This is a genomic window from Serratia sp. DFXYC6 (assembly GCF_057196085.1).
This window is the reverse complement of record NZ_JBXUNV010000002.1, coordinates 352,589-374,573: the sequence shown is the minus strand read 5'-3', so window position 1 is coordinate 374,573 and position 21,985 is coordinate 352,589. Positions and strand designations below refer to the sequence as shown.

The 21,985-nt window shown below is 56.6% G+C and carries 22 protein-coding genes and 1 tRNA gene; 17 read left to right on the top strand and 6 right to left on the bottom strand.

The window, feature by feature from the left end:
* Positions 1-22: 22 nt before the first annotated feature.
* The gene (locus tag AC2CGQ_RS15105) at positions 23-1,225 is read right to left on the bottom strand and encodes a Shedu immune nuclease family protein (RefSeq protein WP_049278479.1); all 1,203 of its coding nucleotides are present in this window, start codon (positions 1,223-1,225) and stop codon (positions 23-25) included.
* Between the two features lie 305 nt (positions 1,226-1,530).
* On the opposite strand from AC2CGQ_RS15105, the gene AC2CGQ_RS15100 reads away from it, so the two are divergent.
* From AC2CGQ_RS15100 to AC2CGQ_RS15075, 6 genes are read left to right on the top strand one after another with little or no spacing between them, the layout of a single operon-like run.
* The gene (locus AC2CGQ_RS15100) at positions 1,531-2,160 is read left to right on the top strand and encodes a phage baseplate assembly protein V (protein ID WP_049278480.1); all 630 of its coding nucleotides are present in this window, start codon (positions 1,531-1,533) and stop codon (positions 2,158-2,160) included.
* Positions 2,157-2,507: a GPW/gp25 family protein gene (locus tag AC2CGQ_RS15095; protein ID WP_049278481.1), complete on the top strand. Its 351-nt coding sequence runs from the start codon at positions 2,157-2,159 to the stop codon at positions 2,505-2,507. The genes AC2CGQ_RS15100 and AC2CGQ_RS15095 overlap by 4 nt, the downstream gene beginning before the upstream one ends.
* 4 nt (positions 2,508-2,511) lie before the next feature.
* A complete protein-coding gene (locus AC2CGQ_RS15090) occupies positions 2,512-3,420 on the top strand; it encodes a baseplate assembly protein (protein ID WP_049278482.1) in 909 nt (302 codons plus the stop codon).
* Entirely contained in the window at positions 3,413-3,946 is a 534-nt protein-coding gene (locus AC2CGQ_RS15085) for a phage tail protein I (protein WP_015379109.1), read from the top strand. Before AC2CGQ_RS15090 ends, AC2CGQ_RS15085 begins: the two co-directional genes overlap by 8 nt.
* A gap of 9 nt (positions 3,947-3,955) precedes the next feature.
* Positions 3,956-6,490, top strand: coding sequence for a phage tail protein (locus AC2CGQ_RS15080; protein WP_053089876.1), 2,535 nt, complete (start codon positions 3,956-3,958; stop codon positions 6,488-6,490).
* A 1-nt stretch (position 6,491) separates the two neighbouring features.
* Positions 6,492-7,016: a tail fiber assembly protein gene (locus AC2CGQ_RS15075; protein WP_049278483.1), complete on the top strand. Its 525-nt coding sequence runs from the start codon at positions 6,492-6,494 to the stop codon at positions 7,014-7,016.
* Between the two features lie 168 nt (positions 7,017-7,184).
* On the opposite strand, the gene AC2CGQ_RS15070 is transcribed toward AC2CGQ_RS15075, so the two are convergent.
* Entirely contained in the window at positions 7,185-7,469 is a 285-nt protein-coding gene (locus AC2CGQ_RS15070) for a biofilm development regulator YmgB/AriR family protein (RefSeq protein ID WP_049278484.1), read from the bottom strand.
* A gap of 660 nt (positions 7,470-8,129) precedes the next feature.
* Here AC2CGQ_RS15070 and AC2CGQ_RS15065 point away from each other — a divergent pair.
* The 8 genes from AC2CGQ_RS15065 to AC2CGQ_RS15030 all read left to right on the top strand — a co-directional run bounded on the left by AC2CGQ_RS15065 (position 8,130) and on the right by AC2CGQ_RS15030 (position 15,112).
* Positions 8,130-9,299, top strand: coding sequence for a phage tail sheath protein (locus AC2CGQ_RS15065; RefSeq protein WP_049278485.1), 1,170 nt, complete (start codon positions 8,130-8,132; stop codon positions 9,297-9,299).
* Between the two features lie 15 nt (positions 9,300-9,314).
* The gene (locus AC2CGQ_RS15060; protein WP_023447563.1) at positions 9,315-9,824 is read left to right on the top strand and encodes a phage major tail tube protein; all 510 of its coding nucleotides are present in this window, start codon (positions 9,315-9,317) and stop codon (positions 9,822-9,824) included.
* 53 nt (positions 9,825-9,877) lie between these two features.
* Complete coding sequence (locus AC2CGQ_RS15055) at positions 9,878-10,159, top strand: phage tail assembly protein (protein ID WP_049278486.1); 282 nt, start codon at positions 9,878-9,880, stop codon at positions 10,157-10,159.
* Between the two features lie 32 nt (positions 10,160-10,191).
* On the top strand, positions 10,192-10,314 hold the full coding sequence (locus tag AC2CGQ_RS15050) for a GpE family phage tail protein (protein WP_026142543.1): 123 nt from the start codon (positions 10,192-10,194) through the stop codon (positions 10,312-10,314).
* Positions 10,307-13,156, top strand: a complete 2,850-nt coding sequence (locus AC2CGQ_RS15045; RefSeq protein WP_049278487.1) for a phage tail tape measure protein — start codon at positions 10,307-10,309, stop codon at positions 13,154-13,156. The genes AC2CGQ_RS15050 and AC2CGQ_RS15045 overlap by 8 nt, the downstream gene beginning before the upstream one ends.
* Positions 13,156-13,641, top strand: coding sequence for a phage tail protein (locus tag AC2CGQ_RS15040; RefSeq protein ID WP_049278488.1), 486 nt, complete (start codon positions 13,156-13,158; stop codon positions 13,639-13,641). Before AC2CGQ_RS15045 ends, AC2CGQ_RS15040 begins: the two co-directional genes overlap by 1 nt.
* Positions 13,638-14,798: a phage late control D family protein gene (locus AC2CGQ_RS15035; protein ID WP_049278489.1), complete on the top strand. Its 1,161-nt coding sequence runs from the start codon at positions 13,638-13,640 to the stop codon at positions 14,796-14,798. The genes AC2CGQ_RS15040 and AC2CGQ_RS15035 overlap by 4 nt, the downstream gene beginning before the upstream one ends.
* A gap of 83 nt (positions 14,799-14,881) precedes the next feature.
* Positions 14,882-15,112, top strand: coding sequence for a DNA-binding transcriptional regulator (locus tag AC2CGQ_RS15030; RefSeq protein ID WP_075205132.1), 231 nt, complete (start codon positions 14,882-14,884; stop codon positions 15,110-15,112).
* 200 nt (positions 15,113-15,312) lie between these two features.
* Here the strand turns inward: AC2CGQ_RS15030 and AC2CGQ_RS15025 are convergent.
* Positions 15,313-15,388: transfer RNA gene (locus tag AC2CGQ_RS15025), tRNA-Ile, on the bottom strand.
* Between the two features lie 146 nt (positions 15,389-15,534).
* Here AC2CGQ_RS15025 and mug point away from each other — a divergent pair.
* Positions 15,535-16,023: a G/U mismatch-specific DNA glycosylase gene (mug, locus tag AC2CGQ_RS15020; RefSeq protein WP_118891680.1), complete on the top strand. Its 489-nt coding sequence runs from the start codon at positions 15,535-15,537 to the stop codon at positions 16,021-16,023.
* Positions 16,024-16,038: 15 nt separating this feature from the next.
* Positions 16,039-16,491 carry a nuclear transport factor 2 family protein gene (locus AC2CGQ_RS15015; protein ID WP_118891681.1) on the top strand — a complete coding sequence of 151 codons (453 nt, stop codon included), beginning with the start codon at positions 16,039-16,041 and terminating at the stop codon, positions 16,489-16,491.
* A 55-nt stretch (positions 16,492-16,546) separates the two neighbouring features.
* On the opposite strand, the gene rpoD is transcribed toward AC2CGQ_RS15015, so the two are convergent.
* The 3 genes from rpoD to rpsU form a co-directional block, all read right to left on the bottom strand.
* Entirely contained in the window at positions 16,547-18,388 is a 1,842-nt protein-coding gene (rpoD, locus tag AC2CGQ_RS15010) for an RNA polymerase sigma factor RpoD (protein WP_004937194.1), read from the bottom strand.
* Positions 18,389-18,545: 157 nt separating this feature from the next.
* Complete coding sequence (gene dnaG, locus AC2CGQ_RS15005; RefSeq protein ID WP_015379098.1) at positions 18,546-20,294, bottom strand: DNA primase; 1,749 nt, start codon at positions 20,292-20,294, stop codon at positions 18,546-18,548.
* Between the two features lie 136 nt (positions 20,295-20,430).
* Positions 20,431-20,646 (bottom strand): 30S ribosomal protein S21, encoded by a 216-nt coding sequence (rpsU, locus tag AC2CGQ_RS15000; RefSeq protein WP_001144069.1) that lies wholly within the window; start codon positions 20,644-20,646, stop codon positions 20,431-20,433.
* Positions 20,647-20,971: 325 nt separating this feature from the next.
* Here rpsU and tsaD point away from each other — a divergent pair, with 325 nt between their 5' ends.
* Positions 20,972-21,985: a tRNA (adenosine(37)-N6)-threonylcarbamoyltransferase complex transferase subunit TsaD gene (gene tsaD, locus AC2CGQ_RS14995; RefSeq protein WP_015379097.1), complete on the top strand. Its 1,014-nt coding sequence runs from the start codon at positions 20,972-20,974 to the stop codon at positions 21,983-21,985.

The window sequence follows — 21,985 nt, the reverse complement described above, 5'->3', positions numbered from 1 at the left end:
ACATGCCGACTGGCTGATAATTTTACTTAGTTGGGATTTGTTTTTTATGTGACCATTTGTTTAAAATGAATTCCAAACGTTCAATTAAATCGTCATAAGTCAGAATGTCAATGAGATTTTTGTATTTTCTCTTAATTATCTCAAAGTCATAAAGCTGTTCTTTTCTTAAGTTGGTCTTCCTACCCATGATGATAAAGCCTCCGGGGTTAGTTATCTTTATCTCAAAATCATCAGGGATTTTATGCTTGAATTGCTGGGTTAATCTTTTTTCACCAACTTCTCCGCTTTTGTTTAGATGGAAAATGTATTTCTCAATTTGCATGACAGTACCACTTAGTTCTCTTAATGGAATGTAATTATCTCTATACCCTCTTTCGGTGACTATGCATTTTTCGAAGGGTTTCTTTATTTCAATGATATCTATATTTCCTGAAGAATCGACTAGGAGGTAATCGATAGATCTGTTTTTTGCGCTGTGAAAATCCTTTACTTTTGCTTCATCGAAGACATATAAGTATTTGGGGTACAGCAAAAGTATGATATCCAAAATCTCAGCCTGCCATTGCTTCTCAGTGTATTTATCTTCATTTTTTAACATTTCTTTTAGTTTATCTAAAATCTTCTGATATTTGAATTCCTCATAGTCAGCAAGTTGATTGCTAATGCTGTTGTCCTTTAAATCAATTTTTTTGTTAAGATAGTCATGATAACTTTTTTCATGCTGCCCATCTGATTCTATATACGAGGAGATGATTGACTCTACTCTTGCTAGAGCATATCTATTTAGTTCATAAGTGCTAGGGAACTTGTTGATCAGCTTATTGAATTCAACATAAGGTATGCATCCTATTTTGTTTCCTCCAATATAGATATCAGAATTGGTTATTTTTCCTATTTTTTTGAAAATTGATATCAATCTTTCAGCAACAAAAATCTTTCGCGATAAATTTACTTCTTCGTGTATGAATACATCTACATCCAATCCAAGTAACTCGCCATGGAACCTATAGTAATTTTCGATTTTCTCTGCGACGACAAACTCAATAGTGTCTCTATTATCGTCGTCGTCGAATGTTGATGCTAGCTCATTTTTCGAAAGATAGAATGTTTTGGCGATGGTGTAAATTTTGTTTTTTTCAAGCTCGTTATAGACTTGCTCTGCACTTATCATTTCAGGCGTGTATTCTAATATTATTTTGTTTTCTTCGTTTTTAAATATTATCATTTTCAATCCTTATATTTGTATGGATTTATTTAATGTTGTGGGGGCAATTCCTTTAGGTTTTTATTCGATTTATCTCTAATGCTAAGGGCTATCATTATGGGAGTCACGATAGTTCCTTTATCGAACAAATAAGGTTGTTAACAACACCAAATGACAATTGGTCTCTTGTCAAAGGGAAGTGTTTCTGATCTTACTCTCTAATATAGTAATTAATCAAATAGAGTTCACATAGAATATACGTTGTTTGTTCCATCCTCCAACTCTACAGAGTTGCCGCCGCCCGCGCCGGGCGGCATCCTTCCAGCATGAACAATCAACACGACATTTTGCGCCTGCTGCGCAACCTGATCCGCATCGGCACCGTGAGCACCGTTGACCTTGATAACGGCCTGTGCCGCGTCGAAACCGGCGGCAATCTTACCGACTGGCTCAACTGGCTAACCTGTCGCGCCGGGCGTACTCGCAGCTGGTCGGCGCCCTCGGTCGGTGAGCAGGTGCTGATCTTTGCGCTGGGTGGCGAACTCGATACCGCGTTTGTGCTGTGCGGCATTTTCTCTGACGACTTCCCGGCCCCGTCTGCGTCGGCGGATGCGCTGCATATCGCATTCCCTGATGGCGCGGTTATCGAGTACGAACCGGAAACCGGCGCGCTGAGTGTGTCAGGCATTAAAACCGCTGACGTGCAGGCGTCGGAGTCCATCACCGCCAGCACTAAGGTGGTGATCGTTACGGCTGACAAAATCACGCTCGATGCGCCAGAAGTGGTCTGCACCAACAAACTCACCACCGGCACGCTGGAAGTGCAAAAAGGCGGAGAGATGCGCGGGAACATCGAGCACAGCGGCGGCTCGTTCTCGTCGAATGGCGTCGTTGTTGATTCGCACACACACGGCGGTGTCCAGACCGGCGGCGGGAAAACGGGGAAACCAACATGAACAGCGCCAAATATATCGGCATGAACCGAGGCACCGGCCGCACGCTGACTGACATCGAGCATATTCGCCAGTCCGTGGCGGACATCTTGGTCACGCCGCAGGGTTCGCGCCCGATGCGCCGGGCTTATGGCTCGTTGCTCTCTGAGCTGCTCGACCAGCCGCAGAACGACGCGCTGCGCCTGCAGATTATGGCCGCCTGCTACAGCGCGATTTTGGCGTGGGAGCCGCGCGTCAAGCTGACCGGCATCGCTTTTAATACCACCTATGACGGCAAGATGGTGATCGACATCACCGGCACCCGCACCGATGCCCCCGGCGCGCTGTCGCTGTCTGTTCCTGTGAGCTGAAACCATGGCAACGATTGACCTTTCACAGCTGCCCGCGCCGATCGTCGTTGAGGTGCTGGATTATGAAGACATTTTGGCAGAGCGTAAGGCGACGCTGATTTCGCTTTACCCGGAGGAACAGCGGGAGGCCGTCGCGCGCACGCTGGCGCTGGAGTCGGAGCCGATCGTTAAGCTGTTGCAGGAAAACGCATACCGCGAGGTGATTCTACGCCAGCGCGTCAACGATGCCGCGAAAGCGGTGATGCTGGCGTATTCCACCGGCGAAGACCTCGACCAGCTCGGGGCCAACTTCAACACGCCGCGACTGGTGATCGCTCCGGCGGATGAGAGCACCATTCCGCCGACACTGGCAATCATGGAAGCGGATGAAGATTACCGCCTGCGCCTGCAGGATGCTTTCGAAGGGATGAGTACGGCGGGATCGGCTGGTTCCTATCGTTATCACGCCCGCTCGGCCGATGGCCGGGTAGCTGATGTGACGGCAATCAGCCCATCACCGGCTAACGTGACCGTCACCGTGTTGTCACGGGACGGCGACGGCACCGCCAGCGCTGAGCTGTTGCAGGTTGTCCGCGACGCGCTGAATGATGAGGATGTGCGCCCGGTTGCCGATCGCGTCATCGTGCAATCAGCCAAAATTGCCCCGTATGTTATCGAGGCCGTTTTATACCTGTATCCCGGCCCGGAAGTGGCGCCCATCCTCGACACCGCAAACAAACGGCTACGCGCCTATGTGCAAAATATGCGGCGCCTCGGGCGCAGTATCCGGCGCTCAAGCATGAATGCGGCATTGACCGTTGAAGGTGTCGAACATGTGGAAATCATCAAGCCTGCTGCTGACATCGTGCTGGATAAAACGCAGGCGGGTTACTGCACCGGCGTGAACATTACCCCAGGGCGAGCCGATGACTAACCGTCTATTGCCTGTCGGCTCCTCACCGCTGGAAGTTGCCGCCGCCGCCGCGTGTGCCGAGCTGGAGCGCGTGCCGGTTCCCCTGCGTGATTTGTGGAACCCGAAAACCTGCCCGGTGCATCTGCTGCCCTATCTGGCGTGGGCGTTCTCTGTCGATCGCTGGGATGAGGCGTGGCCGGAGGACGTGAAGCGGGGCGTGGTTTCGGCTGCGTTCTACATTCACCGGCACAAGGGCACCATCGGCGCTGTGCGCCGCGTGGTGGAGCCGCTCGGCTACCTGATCAACGTTATCGAGTGGTTCCATACCGACGGCGCCGATCCGCCCGGTACTTTCCGGCTGGATATTGGCGTGCTGGAAACCGGCATCACCGAGGAAATGTATCAGGAAATGGAGCGCCTGATCGCCGACGCCAAGCCGCTGAGCCGCCACCTGATCGGCCTCAACATTTTGCAGGACATCCCCGGCCGGATTTACACCGGCGCGGCTGCCATTGATGGCGATGTCATTACCGTTTACCCCGGATAAGAGAAAATCATGAGCAAATACAAAGCGATTATTACCACCGCCGGGGCGGCCAAGATTGCCGCCGCCAGCGCGGGCGGCACGCAGTTGAAAATCGTCTCTATGGCCGTCGGCGACGGGAACGGCACGCTGCCGACGCCCAATCCGGCGCAAACAAAACTCGTCAACGAGAAGTACCGCGCGGCGCTAAACGGGCTGACCATCGATAAGGCATTGAAAAATCACATTCTGGCCGAGATGATTATTCCGGCGAACGTCGGCGGGTGGTGGTTGCGTGAAATGAGCCTCTATGACGAGGCCGGGACGCTGATTGCCGTCAGCAATATGGCGGAGAGCTACAAGCCGAAGCTGGAAGAGGGCAGCGGCCGCACGCAGACGCTGCGCATGATCCTGATTGTCAGCAGCACCGAGGCGATTCAGGTGATCGCTGGTGGCGACACCGTGCTGGCGACCAAGGATTTTGTGGCCGACGCGATCGCCGCGCATGAGAAAACCCGAAACCACCCGGACGCCAGCACCACGGCGAAAGGTCTGGTACAGCTGAGCAGCGCAACGACCAGCACCGACGAAACGAAAGCCAGTACGCCCAAAGCGTTAAAAGCGGTCAACGATGCCAGCATGAAAAAGGCCGCCAATCTGTCCGACTTGCCCGACAAGGTCGCCGCGCGTGGCAATCTGGCGCTGGGTGATGCCGCGACGCGCAACGTCGGGGTAGAAGGCGGACAACTGATGGCCGTCGGCGCGTTTGGTCTGGGGGCGGGCGCGCGGGCTTTCGATAACGCTTATTGCAACACTGCGCAAATTTACCGGCTGAATGCGACCTCTGAGAACAAGCCGCCGATCGCTGGAAATATTGCCGCCGGGGTGCTGAGCCTGCCTTGCGATGCCGCACCCTCAACGGGCTATGTCAGCGTGTCGGGGCTGGGGCATGGTTTTATTGGCCGTTCTAACCGTCCTGAAAATGGGGTGGTATGGTCACGGATTTACACCACCGATTACAAACCAACGGCCGCCGATATCGGTGCATGGAGTAAAACCGAAGCTGACGGCCGTTTTCTGATGCTGTCCGGCGGCACGGTTAAAAAACTGGCTATTAAGCCCGGCAACGCTGAAACGGATGGGGACTCACTGAATATTGAGGGAAACCAGCATACGCCGTTGGTCATGAGCCGCCCTTCAGCACAGAGTAATTTATCAATCGGTTTCCAAGTCGCCGGGAAGGCACTGATGCGTCTTGGTTTGGGGATGGATAACGAGTTGCATTGGGGAACTGAGCCTAATCAGGGGGCAAACCCACGTATTTATACGACGGCGAAACCGCCTACCGCGCAAGAAACAGGCGCGTTGACGGATGCGCAAGCTATGCAGAAATACGCGCTGCGTTCTATCAAGGTGAACGGCAAACCGTTGAGCGGGGATGTCAATCTGTTGGCCGGTGATGTCAACGCATGGAATAAAACCGAAGCCGACGGGCGCTATGTGAAACGGGCGGGCGACACCATGACCGGGGCGCTTGCGTTGCCGCGAGTGGTTTTCCCCAGCGAAAGCTTGCAGGCCACAAACGCCGACAGCGACCTCACACGGCCGGACGGTTTCACCCTTGAACAGCTCGGCGATAAATCAGTCGGCTATCCACTGACTAAAGGGAATCTCGGTAATTTGATGACGTTCAAACTCAACAAATACCGGCATGTCCAATTTGCGATCGGCTCGGGTAATACGGAGTTTTGGCTACGTTCTCCTCGGGAAGATAATCCGGCGACGGCTAAGGCTTGGGCGCAGGTGTACACGACACACTACAAGCCGACGGCCGCTGACGTTGGCGCGCTGACGGATGCGCAGGCCGCGCAGAAATACGCGCTGCGCTCTATCAAGGTGAACGGTAAGCCGTTGTCCGCTGATGTGAATTTGTTGGCCGGTGACGTTAACGCCTGGAATAAAACCGAAGCAGATGGCCGCTATCTGGCGAAGACCGGCGGGCAGTTAACCGGGGCGCTAAAGACCAGCGCGGAGATCCAATCTACCCATATTGATAATTATCGCATGGTGGGCGGCGGGTTCGGTTCCTTCTGGCGCAATGACGGCAACCGGCTTTATCTGCTGCTGACAAACGAAAATGACCAATACGGCACATTCAACGCCCTGCGTCCGTTTTCTGTGGATGTCAGAACCGGCGCCGCCGCTTTTGAGTCGGGTATTCATATCGGCGGTAAATGGCCTGCGATCACCACCTCCAGCGGGACGACGTGGCACCCAGACGGCAACGTTCAAGGCAGTTGCTGGGGCGGCTACCTCAGCAACTGGCTTAATCAAAATATCTCGGCTGCGCAGAACAATGCGCAGAACTGGGCCTATCAGAATCTGGTTCAGGGGGTGCGCATGGCCGGGCGCACGGTTATTGCGGATACCGGCGGGCGCATCGATTTACCGTCGGGCTGTGTTTATACGGGTATGTCCGGCTCAAACTACAACCCCTCAATCTGGGGCGCTTACTCAGCGGTTCAGGTACTGATTAACGGCACATGGGCAACAATTGGAACGGTGTAAAATGCAACACATTAAGAATTTGAAGAGATACACGCCGGAAGAATTATTCCTCGGTGAGAACGTGATTTATCTTCAGGATGATAACGGTATTGACTGGTACGCCGCGCAAAAAATGTTTTCGCCGGACACCGTAAAACTGGCTTATGACGAAAGCGGCATTATCTGCGCGATTAACAGTGATGTGTCGATGCTGTGGCCGATTGGCTTATCGGTTATTGAGCTGAACCCGACGAAACTGCCAAAGTGCTGTCTGGCTAATGGTGAGTGGGTGTTTGACGGTAAGAAGGTGAGCCAGCGCATCTATTCCGCCGAAGAAATGATGGCGAGGGCTGAAGCCAGAAAAAATGAATTGCTGGCGAGCGCGGGTAAGGCTGTTGCGCCGCTGCAGGATGCGGTCGATTTAGGGATGGCGATGGAGGAGGAAATCGTGCAGCTCAAGCTCTGGAAAACTTACCGGGTGCAGCTGAGCCGCATCAATCCGCAGAATGCGCCGGATATCGATTGGCCGGTTGCGCCCAGCGTCTAATAAAAAGCCCGCAGCGATGCGGGGCTTTTATTTTGGAAGTTAACGGAAAATGGTCATGGCACCATAGTTGTTACAAAATTCGGCGCACCAATTAGGATGACGAACAGTAGTATGCTTCCTATGGTAATTGCTGTTGCGAGTTCATTCTTCATAGTGGCATTTCCCCGGTTATTTTGAAAGCGTGCCTACAAACTCCAATGTGTCGCGGTATAACTGGAATTCATCGTTATCAGATGCTTTTTCCATTTCTGCGACTATTTGAGAAAGAATATTATCGGTGTTGACTATTTTTTTGCGAACAAGAAGATCAATGACACATCTGCCCAGAACCGTGCCTACCTTTTCCAAGTTCTGCGTTTCACTATCGGTAAGGTAATGAATACTCATAAGGCCTCCAATCAATGATTTTTCGGATTTGGCCGTTAATCCAGATGTCGTCTTTAGAGCAGGCATTCCCATCCTTAGTTTGGTTGAAAGAGCCCACCGAGGCGGGCAAAAATTTGTCTCTGGTGTATCAAGCGTTACAAAGGTTGTTATAAGGGATTGCGAACCCTGAATAACGCTTTTAGGTTAGGAATGTTCTGAATTCATGGCAAGTGGTTACGAACAGTAAGTAACGAATTTAGGACAAATATTTAAAAAAATGCCCCACGGCGGGGCGAAATTTGGTGATGATAGCTACATGAACTACTGCATGTGACGATGAGAGGCATGTGTCGTCTATTGGCGACACTAAAGCAGTTTGGCCGATTGAACAAGCAAAAAATGCTGAAGTGAGAAATCTTAGGAAAAGTGCCATTCGAAAGTCTGCGCTTTCGAAAAGATGTCGTTACCCCCATGAAAAAGCCCGCAGTGATGCGGGCTTTGTGTTTGCGGCTTCCCTGATGTTGCCGTGCTTGACCTCCAGACCTTACCCCGCCCGGCTCTCAGACGTCCAATTGATTGCGTAGATCAATACAACGTAATTGATCGGCGCGAGCGATCGTTATTCCCTCCAAAATCCCCCAATCCGGCCCGGCCTGTTGTCTGGTCGGCCTTCCAGCACCCACCGCGTGCGGCCCGGCGCGCCGGGCGTCATCATGCCTGCACCTACTCACCACCCGGAGCAAATTAATGGGCGATTATCATCACGGCGTGCGCGTCGTCGAAATCAACGACGGCACCCGCGTTATTTCCACCGTATCGACGGCGATCGTCGGCATGGTCTGCACGGCGGAGGATGCCGACGCGTCGGTTTTCCCGCTCGATACCCCGGTACTTATCACTGACGTGCTGGCCGCTTCCGGCAAGGCCGGTAAAAAAGGCACGCTGGCGGCGTCGCTGCGGGCGATCGCCGAACAGGCGAAGCCGGTCACGGTGGTTGTTCGCGTTGCCACCGGCAAAGACGCGGCGGAAACCACCTCCAACATCATCGGCGGCGCGAACGCGGAAGGCCGTTACACCGGCATGAAAGCGCTGTTATCTGCACAGGCTGAGCTGGGCGTTAAGCCGCGTATCCTCGGTGTGCCGGGGCTGGATAATCAGGAGGTCGCGACGGCGCTGGCCGGAATTTGCCAGCAGTTGCGCGCGTTCGGCTATATCAGCGCCTACGGCTGCAAAACCGTGCAGGAGGCTACCAAGTACCGCGACAATTTCAGCCAGCGCGAGCTGATGCTGATCTGGCCGGATTTTGTCAGCTGGAACACCACCGCCAACCAGAGCGACATCGCCTACGCCACCGCGCGCGCGCTGGGCCTGCGTGCCAAAATCGACACGGAAACCGGCTGGCATAAGACGCTTTCAAACGTCGGCGTTAACGGCGTGACCGGCATCACCGCCAGCGTGTTCTGGGATTTGCAGGCGCCCGGCACCGATGCGGACCTGTTAAACCAAGCCTGCGTCACCACGTTGATCCGCAAAGACGGTTTCAAGTTTTGGGGTTCCCGCACCTGTTCCGATGATCCGTTGTTCCTGTTCGAGAACTACACCCGCACCGCGCAGGTGCTGGCCGACACCATGGCCGAGGCGCACCTATGGGCCGTTGACCGCCCGGTGACGCCTACGCTGGTGCGCGACATGATTGACGGCATCAACGCGAAATTCCGCGAGCTGAAATCCGCCGGGCTGATTATTGACGGTAATTGCTGGTACGACGAAAGCGCCAACACCAAGGAAACCCTGAAGGCGGGCAAGCTGTTTATCGATTACGACTACACGCCGGTGCCGCCGCTGGAAGATTTAACCCTGCGCCAGCGTATCACCGATCGCTATCTGGCGACGTTTGCGGCATCCGTGAACCGCTAAAGGAGACGTTAGAACATGGCACTGCCGAAAAAACTGAAATACCTGAACCTGTTTAACGACGGCTACAGCTATATGGGCGTTGTGTCCTCGCTGACGCTGCCGAAGCTCACCCGCAAGCTGGAGAAATACCGGGGCGGCGGCATGAACGGCGCGGCCTCCATCGATATGGGGCTGGACGATGACGCGCTGGCCGTTGAGTGGTCGATGGGCGGCATTGATGAGCTGGTGCTGAAGCAGTGGGGCGCCGTCGATGCCGTGCCGCTGCGCTTTGCTGGTTCCTTCCAGCGTGACGACACCGGCGAGGTGTCCGCTGTGGAAGTGGTGATGCGTGGCCGCCACAAAGAAATCGATTTTGGCGAGTACAAGCAGGGCGAGGATACCGAAACTAAGGTTTCCACCGAGTGTACTTACTTCAAGTTGACCGTGGACGGCAAAGAGCTGATCGAAGTCGATACGGTGAACATGGTCGAAAAGGTCAACGGCGTTGACCGGCTGGCCGAGCATCGCAAGGCGATCGGCCTGTAATTTTTGCGCCAGCCCGCCGGGCTGGCCCTTTTCCCCTGATTTGAGAGAACACCATGAAAGACGTAAACGAAAATACCGTTACCCTCGACACCCCGATCCAGCGCGGTGAAACCACCATTACCGATGTGCAGGTGATTAAACCGAACGCGGGCGCGCTGCGCGGCGTCGGGCTGGCTGCGATCGCCAACGCCGACGTTGACGCGCTGCTGGTTGTGCTGCCGCGTGTGACCGTGCCGAACCTGACAAAAGAAGAATGCGCGCGCCTTGAGCTGCCGGATTTGGTGGCGCTGGCCGGGAAAGTGGTCGGTTTTTTATCGCCGAACTCGGCGGCGTAATCCCTGACGCCCGGCTGGGCGTTGATGACCTGATGGCGGACATCGCGGTGATCTTCCACTGGCCGCCGTCTGAAATGGCCGGAATGACGCTCACGGAGCTGTTGAACTGGCGCCACAAGGCACTGCAACGCAGCGGAGTTAATCACGATGAGTAAAAGCCTGCAGCTTCAGGTCTTGCTGAAGGCCGTAGACCAAGCCACCCGCCCGCTAAAGAGTATCCAACAGGCAAGCAAACAGCTTGCCGGTGACATCAAAACCACGCAGCAAACCCTCAAGGCTCTGGACGCGCAAAGCGCCCGGATTGAGGGGTTTCGCAAGGCGCAGGGGCAGCTTGCCGTTACCGGCAAGGCACTGAAGAAAGCCAAGGAAGAGGCGGCCGCGTTGGCCGTCCAGTTCAAGGCGACGGAAAAGCCCACGGCGCAGCAAGCGCGCTTGCTGGAGGCATCGAAGCGCGCCGCCGCCGAGCTGCAGACGAAATACAACGGCCTGCGCCAGTCGGTGCAGCGCCAGCGTGACGCGCTCAACGCTGACGGTATCGCCACCCGGAACCTGAGCGCCGAACAGCGCCGGTTGAAGGCCAGCGCCAGCGAAGCCACGACAGCGCTTGGCCGCCAGCGCGGCGAGCTGGAGCGCTTGAGCAAAAAGCAAGAGCAGGTTAACCGCGTCGGCGCGCGTTACCGTGCCGGGCAATCGGCAACTGCGGCTGTCCGTAATACCAGCGCGGCCGGGCTGGGTATCGCTACCGCCGGGCTGGTCGCTGAAGGGGCGTTTATTGCGCCGGGGGTGCAGTTCGACAGGCAGATGTCAGACACGCAAGCCACGTTAGGGCTGGCGAAAAATGACCAGCAACTGGCCGCCATTCGCCAGCAGGCGCGGGATATTGGCGCCACCACTGCGTTTTCGCCGACGGATGTCGCGCGCACGCAATCCGTATTGGCGAAATCCGGCTTTAACGGCGATGCCATTCTGAAATCGACCGAGTCAACGGTCAATCTGGCGCTGGCCTCCGATCTGGACATCGCCGACGCGGCCGACATCATCACCAACATGCAATCGGCGTTTAACATGCCGATAGACGAGATCCAGCGCGTCGCGGATGTTATGACCAAAGGCTTCACCAGCTCGAACAGCAACCTGATGGATTTTGGCGAGGCGATGAAATACGTCGCGCCGATCGCCGAGGCGGCCGGAGCCAGTATCGAGGATACCACCGCCTTGCTGGGCGTGTTGGCCGATAACGGCATCAAGGGATCTATGGCCGGTACGGCGGCCAGTGCGATGTTTACGCGGTTACAGGCGCCCGTCGGGCAGGCGGCTGATGCGTTGTCAGAATTGGGCGTAAAAACAAAGGACGGCAAAGGGAACATGCTGCCGATCGCGAACATCCTCAAGAAAATTAACGGCTCGTTTAAAACCAACAAGCTCGGCACCGCGCAGCAGGCCGAATACCTGAAAGTTATTTTCGGCGAAGAGGCGATGAAAGGCGCTATCAAGCTGATTGATGCCGCCGGTAACGGCAAGCTGAGCGAAAAACACAGCACCGTCACCCAGTCAAAAGGGGCTACGGCCCAGATTGCCCGAGTGAAGGTGGACAACCTCGACGGCGACCTGAAAAACCTGTTTTCGGCGTGGGAAGATGTTCGCATTGAGGTGTTCGACGGCCAGAACTCAGCGCTGCGCGCGCTCACGGTTTCCGCCACTGAATGGCTGACCAAGGCCGGAGCATGGGTGAAGGCCAATCCTGAGCTGGTCGGCACACTGGTGAAAGTCACGGCGGGCGTTACGGCCTTGATCGGCGGCCTCGCCGCGCTGGGCCTTATTGCATGGCCGGTGATGGCCGGGGTCAATATGTTGATCGCCGGGGCCGGGCTGCTGGGAACGGTCTTTACCACCGTTGGCGCCGGGATTGCGGCCGCATTCAGTGTGATCACCTTGCCGGTGGTCGCGGCGGCGGCGGTGATTGCCGGTGTGGCGTTGACTATCCGTAAATATTGGGAGCCTATCAGCGCCTTTTTAACGGGTATCGGCGAAGGCTTCAGCGCCGCTTTCGCGCCGATGCGCGCCGCGCTTGTCCCGCTGGCCGGCGCATTTACGCCGCTGCTGAACATGGTGCGCAACGTCTGGCAGTGGTTCGGCAAGCTGATCGAGCCGGTGAAATCTTCACAGGCCGAACTCCAGACGGCCGCGCGCTATGGGCGCATGTTTGGTGAATGGATCGCGGCCGGATTGAGCCTGCCGCTGCAGCTGTTGGGCGGATTGCCCGGTCTGCTGACCGGCATCTGGGGCGTTGCGAGCGGCATTGCAGAGCGTGCCGCCGCCGTCTGGGACACCATCGGCGAGCGTGTTAACGCGGCATGGCTGGCGCTGAGCGCCGCCACGGTTCAGGCATGGGATCGGCTGACCGGCTGGCTTAATGGTAAATGGGAGGGGTTGGTAAACGGGGCTAAAGCGCTGCCGGGGCAGTTCAAAGAAGCCGGGATGAACATGATTAACGGGGTCATTGACGGCATTAGCGAGCGCTGGCAGGCGCTGAAAGACAAGTTTTCCGGCCTCACGGATATGCTGCCTGACTGGATGAAGTTTGGCGACGATGAGGCGGAGGTTAACCCGGCGATTTCATACAATCGCCCGGCGCCTGAGCTGATGCCGGGGCCGGGCTATGCGGGGGCATTCGACAAGGGCGGCATCATCCCGAGCGGCCAGTTTGGCATCGTCGGCGAGCGTGGCCCGGAGATCGTCAACGGCCCGGCCAACGTCACCGGGCGCCGGAAAACGGCGGCGCTGTCGGCGGCGATGTTATCGCTGTCAACGCCGGTGATGGCGTCGGCCCCGGCTGCTGCACCTGCCATGGCGCCAGCCCCGATCACGATTCAGGTGTACGGCGCCCCCGGTCAAGATGCGGCCTCCATTGCGCGCGAAGTCTCGCGCCAGCTTGAGGCCGAACGACGCAAACACGCGGCCGCCGCGCGCAGCCGCATGACTTACGGAGATTCATGATGATGTTAACGCTGGGGCTGTTTGTTTTTATGCTGCAGACGCTGCCGTATCAATCCATGAGCCGCAACGCGGAATATCGCTGGCCGAGCAACGGCCGCGTGGGCCTGCGCCCGGCGGCGCAATTTCTGGGGATGGATGAGGAAAAAATCACGCTGTCCGGGGTGCTGCTGCCGGAGATCACCGGCGGCCGCTGGTCACTGCTGACGCTGCAACTGATGGCCGAGCAGGGCCGGGCGTGGCCGCTGATTGAAGGCACCGGCACGATTTACGGCATGTTTGTGATCGAGTCGATTTCTGAAACGCACTCCGAGTTTTTCGCCGACGGCAGCCCGCGCCGCACAGAGTTCACGCTCAACCTGAAGCGGGTCGATGACTCCCTGTCTGCGATGTTTGGTGATCTGCGCCAGCAGGCCGGGGAACTGTACGATAAAGCCGGAGAGATGGCGGGGAAGGTCACCGGTGCTATGGGAGGGTTGTTATCATGAAAAGCGGCGTAAGCTTGCCAGCGGGGGCGCGAGTTGCCCCGGATTTTTCGCTGTTGCTGCAAGATAACAACATCACGCAGAACATCCGCAAACGGCTGATTTCGCTGTCGCTGACGGATAACCGGGGCTTTGAAGCCGACCAGCTCGACATCGAGCTGGACGACAGCGACGGACTGATGGCGATGCCTCAGCGCAATGCGGTGCTGTCGCTGGCGCTCGGTTGGCAAGGCTCGCCATTGACGCCAAAGGGCCAGTTTACGGTCGATGAGGTTGAACACCGGGGCGTGCCGGACACGTTGACTATTCGCGCGCGTAGTGCGGATTTTCGCGGCTCGCTGAACACCCGGCGCGATGAGTCCTACCACGACACCACCCTTTCCGACATTGTGCAGAAGGTGGCTGCGCGCAATAAGCTGAAAGCCTCGCTGGCAGCCGGTCTGGGCACCATCAAAATCAGCCATATTGACCAGACGCAGGAGACGGACGCGGCATTTATTACCCGGCTGGCGACGCTCAACGGCGCAGTGGCGGCGGTGAAAAATGGCGCTCTGCTGTTGTTGCGACCGGGGAACGGCGCCACGGTTGGCGGGAAGCCGTTACCGGTATATACCATCACCCGGCAGGATGGCGATCAGCACAGTTTCAGCATTGCCGATCGGGACGCCTACACCGGCGTAACGGCGAGCTGGCTCAATACAAAACAGCCGAAGCCGAAGAAAGTGAAGCTGCAGCGCAAGCCAAAAGAGCAGCATTTGCGCGCGCTGCAACACCCGAAAGCGAAGCCGGGCAGCAGTAAAAAACCGGGGAAACCGGCGGAGGCGGCGAAAGGCGACTATCTGGTGGGGGCTGACGATAACGTGTTTGCGATCACCAAAATTTACGCCACAAAGGCCGCCGCGATGCGGGCAGCACAGGCAAAGTGGGAAAAGCTTCAGCGCGGTGTGGCTGAGTTCTCGCTGTCGCTCGCCATGGGGCGTGCCAACATCACCCCGGAAACGCCGGTACGCGTCAGCGGGTTTAAAGCGGCGATCGATGCGCAAGACTGGATAGTGAGCAAAGTTACGCACAATCTCAGCAATAGCGGCTTTACGACGGCGCTGGAGTTTGAGGTTTTGTTGTCGGATGTGATTTATGACGTGCATGACTTCGCTTTATGAATTTGTAAATTAGATTAAAGCTAATTCAAATCCAGATCACAGAGCGTATTATCGCGGCAAGAGCCCTTGATGAGGAATTAATCATGTTCCATTGCCCATTATGCCAGACTGCGGCCCATGCCCGCACCAGCCGCTATCTGAGTCAGCACACGAAAGAACGTTATCACCAGTGCCAAAATATCAACTGCGGCCACACGTTTAAAACGATGGAGACCTACCAATGCGCGATAATGACGCCGGGCCGGGTTGAGGCAGTGCCGCCGCATCCGGTCGGCGCTAGTGTGGCAGGCCAACAACAGGTTATGTGGATGTGATCAGCTGAAAGAGACAAACCCGCTTAATGCGGGTTTTTTATTGGAATGCGTACATTGGGCTGGCAACTATCTTATGTCGGGGTGTGTGATATGGGAGAGATTCAAAAAAACAGAGCGACACTTTTGCGACACCGATGTTGATGGTAACAAAAAAGCCACCCTGATAGGTGGCTTAATTATATGATTTTAAATCTAAAATTTGGTGGCCCCTGTTGGGTTTGAACCAACGACCAAGCGATTATGAGTCGCCTGCTCTAACCACTGAGCTAAGGGGCCAAGCCGCGAGATTATAGGGAATCCTTAAGCATCGGTCTACTGTTACCCGCCCGTATGTTGCTTTTCTGCGCAGTTCTAGCCTGTTGTAATTGCTGGCGGATTTTGCGATAACCGCAGTAAATCCCTGCAATGGACTCACGACACTCATGGAACTTCTGGCGCCCAACCTGCGGGTGGTGTTTTGCGGCATCAACCCCGGCCTTTCTTCCGCCCATCAGGGCTATCCTTTCGCCAACGGCAGCAACCGCTTCTGGAAGGTGATCCATCAGGCCGGCTTTACCAAGAGCCAGCTGGCGCCGGAGCAGTGGCAGCAGCTGAAGGACAACGGCTGCGGCATTACCGCGCTGGTGGCGCGCCCGACGGTGGCGGCCAGCGAGCTGTCGCGCGACGAGTTGCGCAGCGGCGGCGAGGCGCTGCAAGAGAAGATCCTGCGCTATCAGCCGCGCGCGCTGGCTATTTTAGGCAAGCAGGCGTTCACCACCGCCTTCGGGGTGAAAAACGCGCCCTGGGGCAAGCAGACGATGATGCTGGGAGAAACCGAGGTCTGGGTATTGCCCAACCCCAGCGGATTGAATCGCGCCACGCTGGAGCAGCTGACCGCCAGCTATCGCGAGCTGTTCCTGGCGCTGCAATGAGATAAGGAAATTGCGATGACATCGATGATGAAAGGTTGTTTGATGGCGCTGTTATTGGTGACCTGCGCTGCACAGGCGGGGCATTCGCCGCAGGAAGCGCGCAACAAGCAGAACGTGCTGGAGTTTTATCGGCAGGGGCTGAACAACAAGGATTTTGCGGCGGCGCGGCCGTTTTTGGGCGAACAATACAAACAGCATAACCCCAATGCCAAAGACGGCGTGGCGGGTTTTCGTCAATTTGTCGAGCTGCTGAAAACGCGTTACCCCAATTCGCACAGTGAGGTGAAACAGGCGTTCGTCGACGGCGACTTCGTGATTTTGCATGTGGAGGTCAGCGGGCGCGAGGCCGGTAAAACCGCGGCGATCGTCGATATCTTCCGTCTGGACAGCGCCGGAAAGATCGTTGAACACTGGGACGTGACACAGCCGGTGCCGGAGAAGACCGCCAGCGGCAACAGCATGTTCTGAGGCATAAAAAAACCCCGGCAGGCCGGGGTTTTTGTTTTGAGTGCAACCGCCTGACTTAATCGTCCAGGAAGCTGCGCAGCACTTCGGAGCGGCTTGGGTGACGCAGCTTGCGCAGCGCCTTGGCTTCGATCTGACGAATACGCTCACGGGTAACGTCAAACTGCTTGCCAACCTCTTCCAGCGTGTGGTCGGTGTTCATGTCGATGCCGAAACGCATGCGCAGCACTTTCGCTTCGCGCGCGGTCAGGCCGGCCAGCACGTCGTGGGTGGCGGAACGCAGGCTTTCCGAGGTCGCGGAGTCCAGCGGCAGCTCGAGGGTGGTATCCTCGATGAAGTCGCCCAGATGCGAATCTTCGTCGTCGCCGATCGGCGTTTCCATCGAGATTGGTTCTTTGGCGATCTTCAGCACTTTGCGGATCTTGTCTTCCGGCATCAGCATGCGCTCGGCCAGCTCTTCCGGCGTCGGCTCGCGGCCCATCTCTTGCAGCATCTGGCGCGAAATACGGTTGAGCTTGTTGATGGTCTCAATCATATGCACCGGAATACGGATGGTGCGCGCCTGGTCGGCGATGGAGCGGGTGATAGCCTGACGGATCCACCAGGTGGCGTACGTTGAGAACTTGTAGCCGCGGCGGTATTCGAACTTGTCTACCGCTTTCATCAGGCCGATGTTGCCTTCCTGGATCAGATCCAGGAACTGCAGGCCGCGGTTGGTGTATTTCTTGGCGATAGAAATAACCAGACGCAGGTTGGCCTCAACCATCTCTTTCTTCGCGCGGCGAGCTTTCGCTTCACCGATCGACATGCGACGGTTGATGTCTTTGACCTGCTCGATGGTCAGGCCGGTTTCTTCTTCGATCTGACGCAGTTTCTGCAGGCTGCGCTGCACGTCTTCAGCAACGTCTTTCAGCTTTTCCGACCATGGCTTGGCCATCGCCAGCGCCGCTTCGAACCAGGAATCGCTGGTTTCGTTGCCGGCGAACAGGGTGACGAAGTTTTTCTTCGGCATTTTGCACTGTTCAACGCACAGCTTCATGATGATGCGTTCCTGGGTGCGAACGCGGTCCATCATGGTGCGCATGCTGTTGACCAGGAAGTCGAACTGTTTCGGCACCAGGCGGAACTGCTTGAACACTTCAGACAGCTTCAGGATCTCGTCCGCGGCGCTGGCGTGGCTGCGGCCGTTTTTCTTGATCACCAGGCGGGTCGCTTCATACTGATCGCGCAACTCGGCGAACTTCTGACGCGCCAGCTCAGGATCGATGCTGTTGTCGTCTTCGGTGTCGTCGTCTTCGTCGTCTTCATCTTCTTCGTCGTCGTCTTGCTCTTCGCTCGACAGTTCAGAACCGATGTGAGTGGCGGTTGGGGCGATGTCCTCTTCCGCGTTAGGATCGACGAAGCCGGTGATCAGATCGGACAGGCGCGCTTCACCCGCTTCGACGCGATCGTACTGCTCAAGCAGGTAGGTGATGGCTTCCGGGTATTCGGCAACCGAGCACTGTACCTGGTTGATGCCGTCTTCGATGCGCTTGGCGATGTCGATTTCGCCTTCGCGCGTCAGCAGTTCGACGGTACCCATTTCGCGCATGTACATGCGCACCGGGTCGGTGGTGCGGCCGATTTCGGATTCCACGCTGGACAGAACCTGTGCGGCGGCTTCTTCCGCATCTTCGTCCGTGCTGTTCGAGTTTTCGGCGAGCAGCAGGTCATCGGCGTCCGGTGCTTCTTCCATCACCTGGATGCCCATGTCGTTAATCATCTGGATGATGTCTTCGATCTGATCGGAGTCGACGATATCTTCCGGCAGATGGTCATTGACCTCAGCATAGGTCAGATAGCCTTGCTCCTTACCACGGGTGACAAGTAGCTTCAGCTGTGACTGCGGGTTTTGCTCCATAAGACGGTATCCACACTTCAGAGTATTTAGGTTGGTGTCGGTCGGCGAAACCGCCAACAATAGCATTTGGGGCGTTTTCGTTATCGCCGCGGCCCACTATGGCGGCACTGTGCAGGGCTCTGCCCTCGCAATTATCGGCACTTAAGCCGTTTGGTATTCAGTTTTTCTTCGCTAAAACCTGGTTGAGAGAACGGACTTCTTCACGTTCCTCCGCGCTTAGACCGCGCGTTCTGGCCTGGGCGATCAGCGTTTCCAGCCGTTGCTCGAGCACCGAGTCGTACAGGCTGGCCAATGTATCCAAAAAGGTCTGCTCGACCATGTCCTCAACGATCATATGGTTCCAGGTCGCCAAGGTTTCAAGCTGCTGGCTGAATTTGTTGTCGCGATACAGCTCCAGCAATTGCCCGGTCGTCAGGCCCGGCTGCGCCAAACAGGTCTGCACCAGTTCGACGAACAGCGGCAATCCCGCCTGTTTGGTCTGCTCCAACCCTTCCAGCGAAGGGATAAGTGTAGCCAACTGCGGATTTTGCACCAGTAACCCTATCAGTATACGCATGGTTGTGCGTTTTAGCTGGGGCGCCTGATAAGGATTCGCATTTTCAGCCTGCTTGGGCATCAGCTTGTCGAGCTGGCTGTCGTCCAGTAGCCCCAGCTTGTTGCCGAGCTCCTGGCGCAGGTACAAGCGCAACGTTTCGCCCGGCACCTGAGTAATCAGCGGCAGCGCCAGCGTGCTCAGCTTGGCGCGCCCGTCCGGGCTGCTTAAATCCACCTGCGGCAGCAGGCTTTCGAACAGGAACGTGGACAGCGGCTGCGCCTGCTCCATTCGCTGTTCGAAGGCTTCTTTGCCCTCCTTGCGCACCAGCGTGTCCGGATCTTCGCCGTCGGGCAAAAACATGAACCGCAGCTGGCGCCCGTCATTCAGGTACGGCAGCGCGGTTTCCAGCGCCCGCCAGGCCGCTTCGCGGCCGGCGCGGTCGCCGTCGTAACAGCAGACGACGTTGTCGGTGGCGCGGAACAACAGCTGAATGTGTTCCGCCGTCGTCGAGGTTCCGAGCGAGGCGACGGCATAATCGATGCCGAATTGCGCCAATGCCACCACGTCCATATACCCTTCCACCACCAGCAGCCGCTGCAGGGTAGGGTGGTTCTGCTGTGCTTCATACAGGCCGTACAGCTGGCGGCCCTTATGGAAAACTTCGGTTTCCGGCGAGTTCAGGTATTTCGGCATACCGTCGCCCAGCACGCGGCCGCCGAAGGCGATCACGCGCCCGCGCTTGTCGCGGATGGGGAACATCACCCGTTCGCGGAAACGGTCGTATGAACGCCCCTGATCGTTAGTCACCAGCATGCCGGCATCGTTCAATGCGCGGCGCGAGTCGGCGTCGCGGCCGAAACGCTTCAGGGCGTTGTCCCATCCCGCCGGCGCGAAGCCGATGGCGAAATGGCGAATAACGTCGTCACTTAACCCGCGCTGCTGCAAATAGTTGCGCGCCGGCGCCCCGGAGGACTGCTGCAGTGACTGTTGATAGAACGCGCTGAGCTGTTCCATCAGTTGGTACAGGCTCTGGCGCTGATGGCGTTCGATCTGGGTTGGCCCGGTGCCCGCTTCGTAAGGCACTTCCAGCCCGTGCATGGTCGCCAGTTCTTCGATGGTTTCGACAAACTCGAGTCGGTCGTAATTCATCAAAAAGTCGACGGCATTGCCGTGCGCACCACACCCAAAACAGTGATAAAACTGCTTTTCGCCATTAACGGTAAAGGAAGGCGTCTTTTCGTGGTGGAACGGACAGCACGCGTGATAGTTCTTGCCTTGCTTCTTGAGCTTCACGCGGGCGTCGATCAAATCGACGATGTCGGTGCGAGCCAGCAAGTCATTGATAAATACGCGCGGAATTCGTCCAGCCATAAGCCCTTACTTCATTAGCCTATAAACGAGAACAAGCCGCGCATTCCTTTCGGAAAGCACGGCCTTCGTATGCAACTACTCGGTCTGCGCGATTTTGAAAATCAGAAATTCACGCGGTGGGGTTGCCCCCGAAGAATTAATACAGACGAGTGCGGCGTGCGTTTTCGCGAGCCAGTTTCTTCGCGTGACGTTTCACAGCAGAAGCTTTAGCGCGTTTACGTTCGGTAGTTGGTTTTTCATAAAACTCACGACGACGAACTTCAGCTAAAACACCCGCTTTTTCGCAAGAGCGTTTGAAACGACGCAGAGCAACGTCAAATGGCTCGTTTTCACGTACTTTAATTACCGGCATGTGCCTCTCACCTCAATAAAATTCGGTTTGTTGCTGGCCAAGCGCCAGCCTTTTCAAAATGGTGCGGAATTTTACTCCAATGGATGCTGCTTTGTAAAGCATCACAGCAAATTGAAACCCGCGTCGCTCTGCCGCAACGTGCGCAATTTTGCACCGGGCGCTGATTATAGACTAATCAGAAAAAAATGCTCGTGTTTAATCGCTCAGGCATTTTCTGGATGAATCATCGACATAGGCGCAAGCCGGTGACAAGATGCGCCGCACCGGCGGTAAATGCGGCGGAATGTGGTAGACTGGCGGCCGCACGTGAATGATGGGAAATGTAATGCGAGTACTGGGTATAGAAACGTCCTGCGATGAAACCGGAATTGCAGTGTATGACGATCAAACCGGTTTGTTGGCCAACCAATTATACAGCCAGGTGAAGCTGCACGCCGACTACGGCGGCGTGGTGCCGGAACTGGCCTCCCGCGATCACGTGCGCAAAACCGTGCCGCTGATTCAGGCGGCGCTGAAAGAGGCCAACCTGACCCCGGCCGATATCGACGGCGTGGCTTATACCGCCGGGCCGGGCCTGGTGGGGGCGCTGCTGGTCGGCGCAACCGTGGGGCGCGCGCTGGCGTTCGCCTGGAACGTGCCGGCAGTGCCGGTGCACCATATGGAAGGCCACCTGCTGGCGCCGATGCTGGAAGACAACCCGCCCGCGTTCCCGTTCGTCGCGCTGCTGGTCTCCGGCGGCCACACTCAACTGATCAGCGTCACCGGCATCGGTGAGTATGAACTGCTGGGCGAGTCGATCGACGATGCCGCCGGCGAAGCGTTCGACAAAACCGCCAAGCTGCTCGGCCTGGATTATCCCGGCGGGCCGATGCTGTCGAAGATGGCGCAGCAGGGCACGGCGGGGCGCTTCACCTTCCCGCGGCCGATGACCGATCGTCCGGGGCTGGACTTCAGTTTCTCCGGGCTGAAAACCTTTGCCGCCAACACCATTCGCTCCAACGGCAACGACGATCAGACGCGTGCCGACATCGCCCGCGCCTTCGAGGATGCGGTGGTGGATACGCTGGCGATCAAATGCAAACGCGCGCTGGAGCAGACCGGCTTCAAACGCCTGGTGATGGCCGGCGGCGTGAGCGCCAACCGCACGCTGCGCGCCAAACTGGCGGAGATGATGCAGAAACGCGGCGGGGAGGTGTTCTATGCCCGCCCTGAATTTTGCACCGACAACGGCGCGATGATCGCCTATGCCGGCATGGTGCGCCTGAAGAGCGGCGCCAACCCGGCGCTGAGCGTTTCGGTGCGGCCGCGCTGGCCGCTGGCGGAACTGCCTGCGGTATAA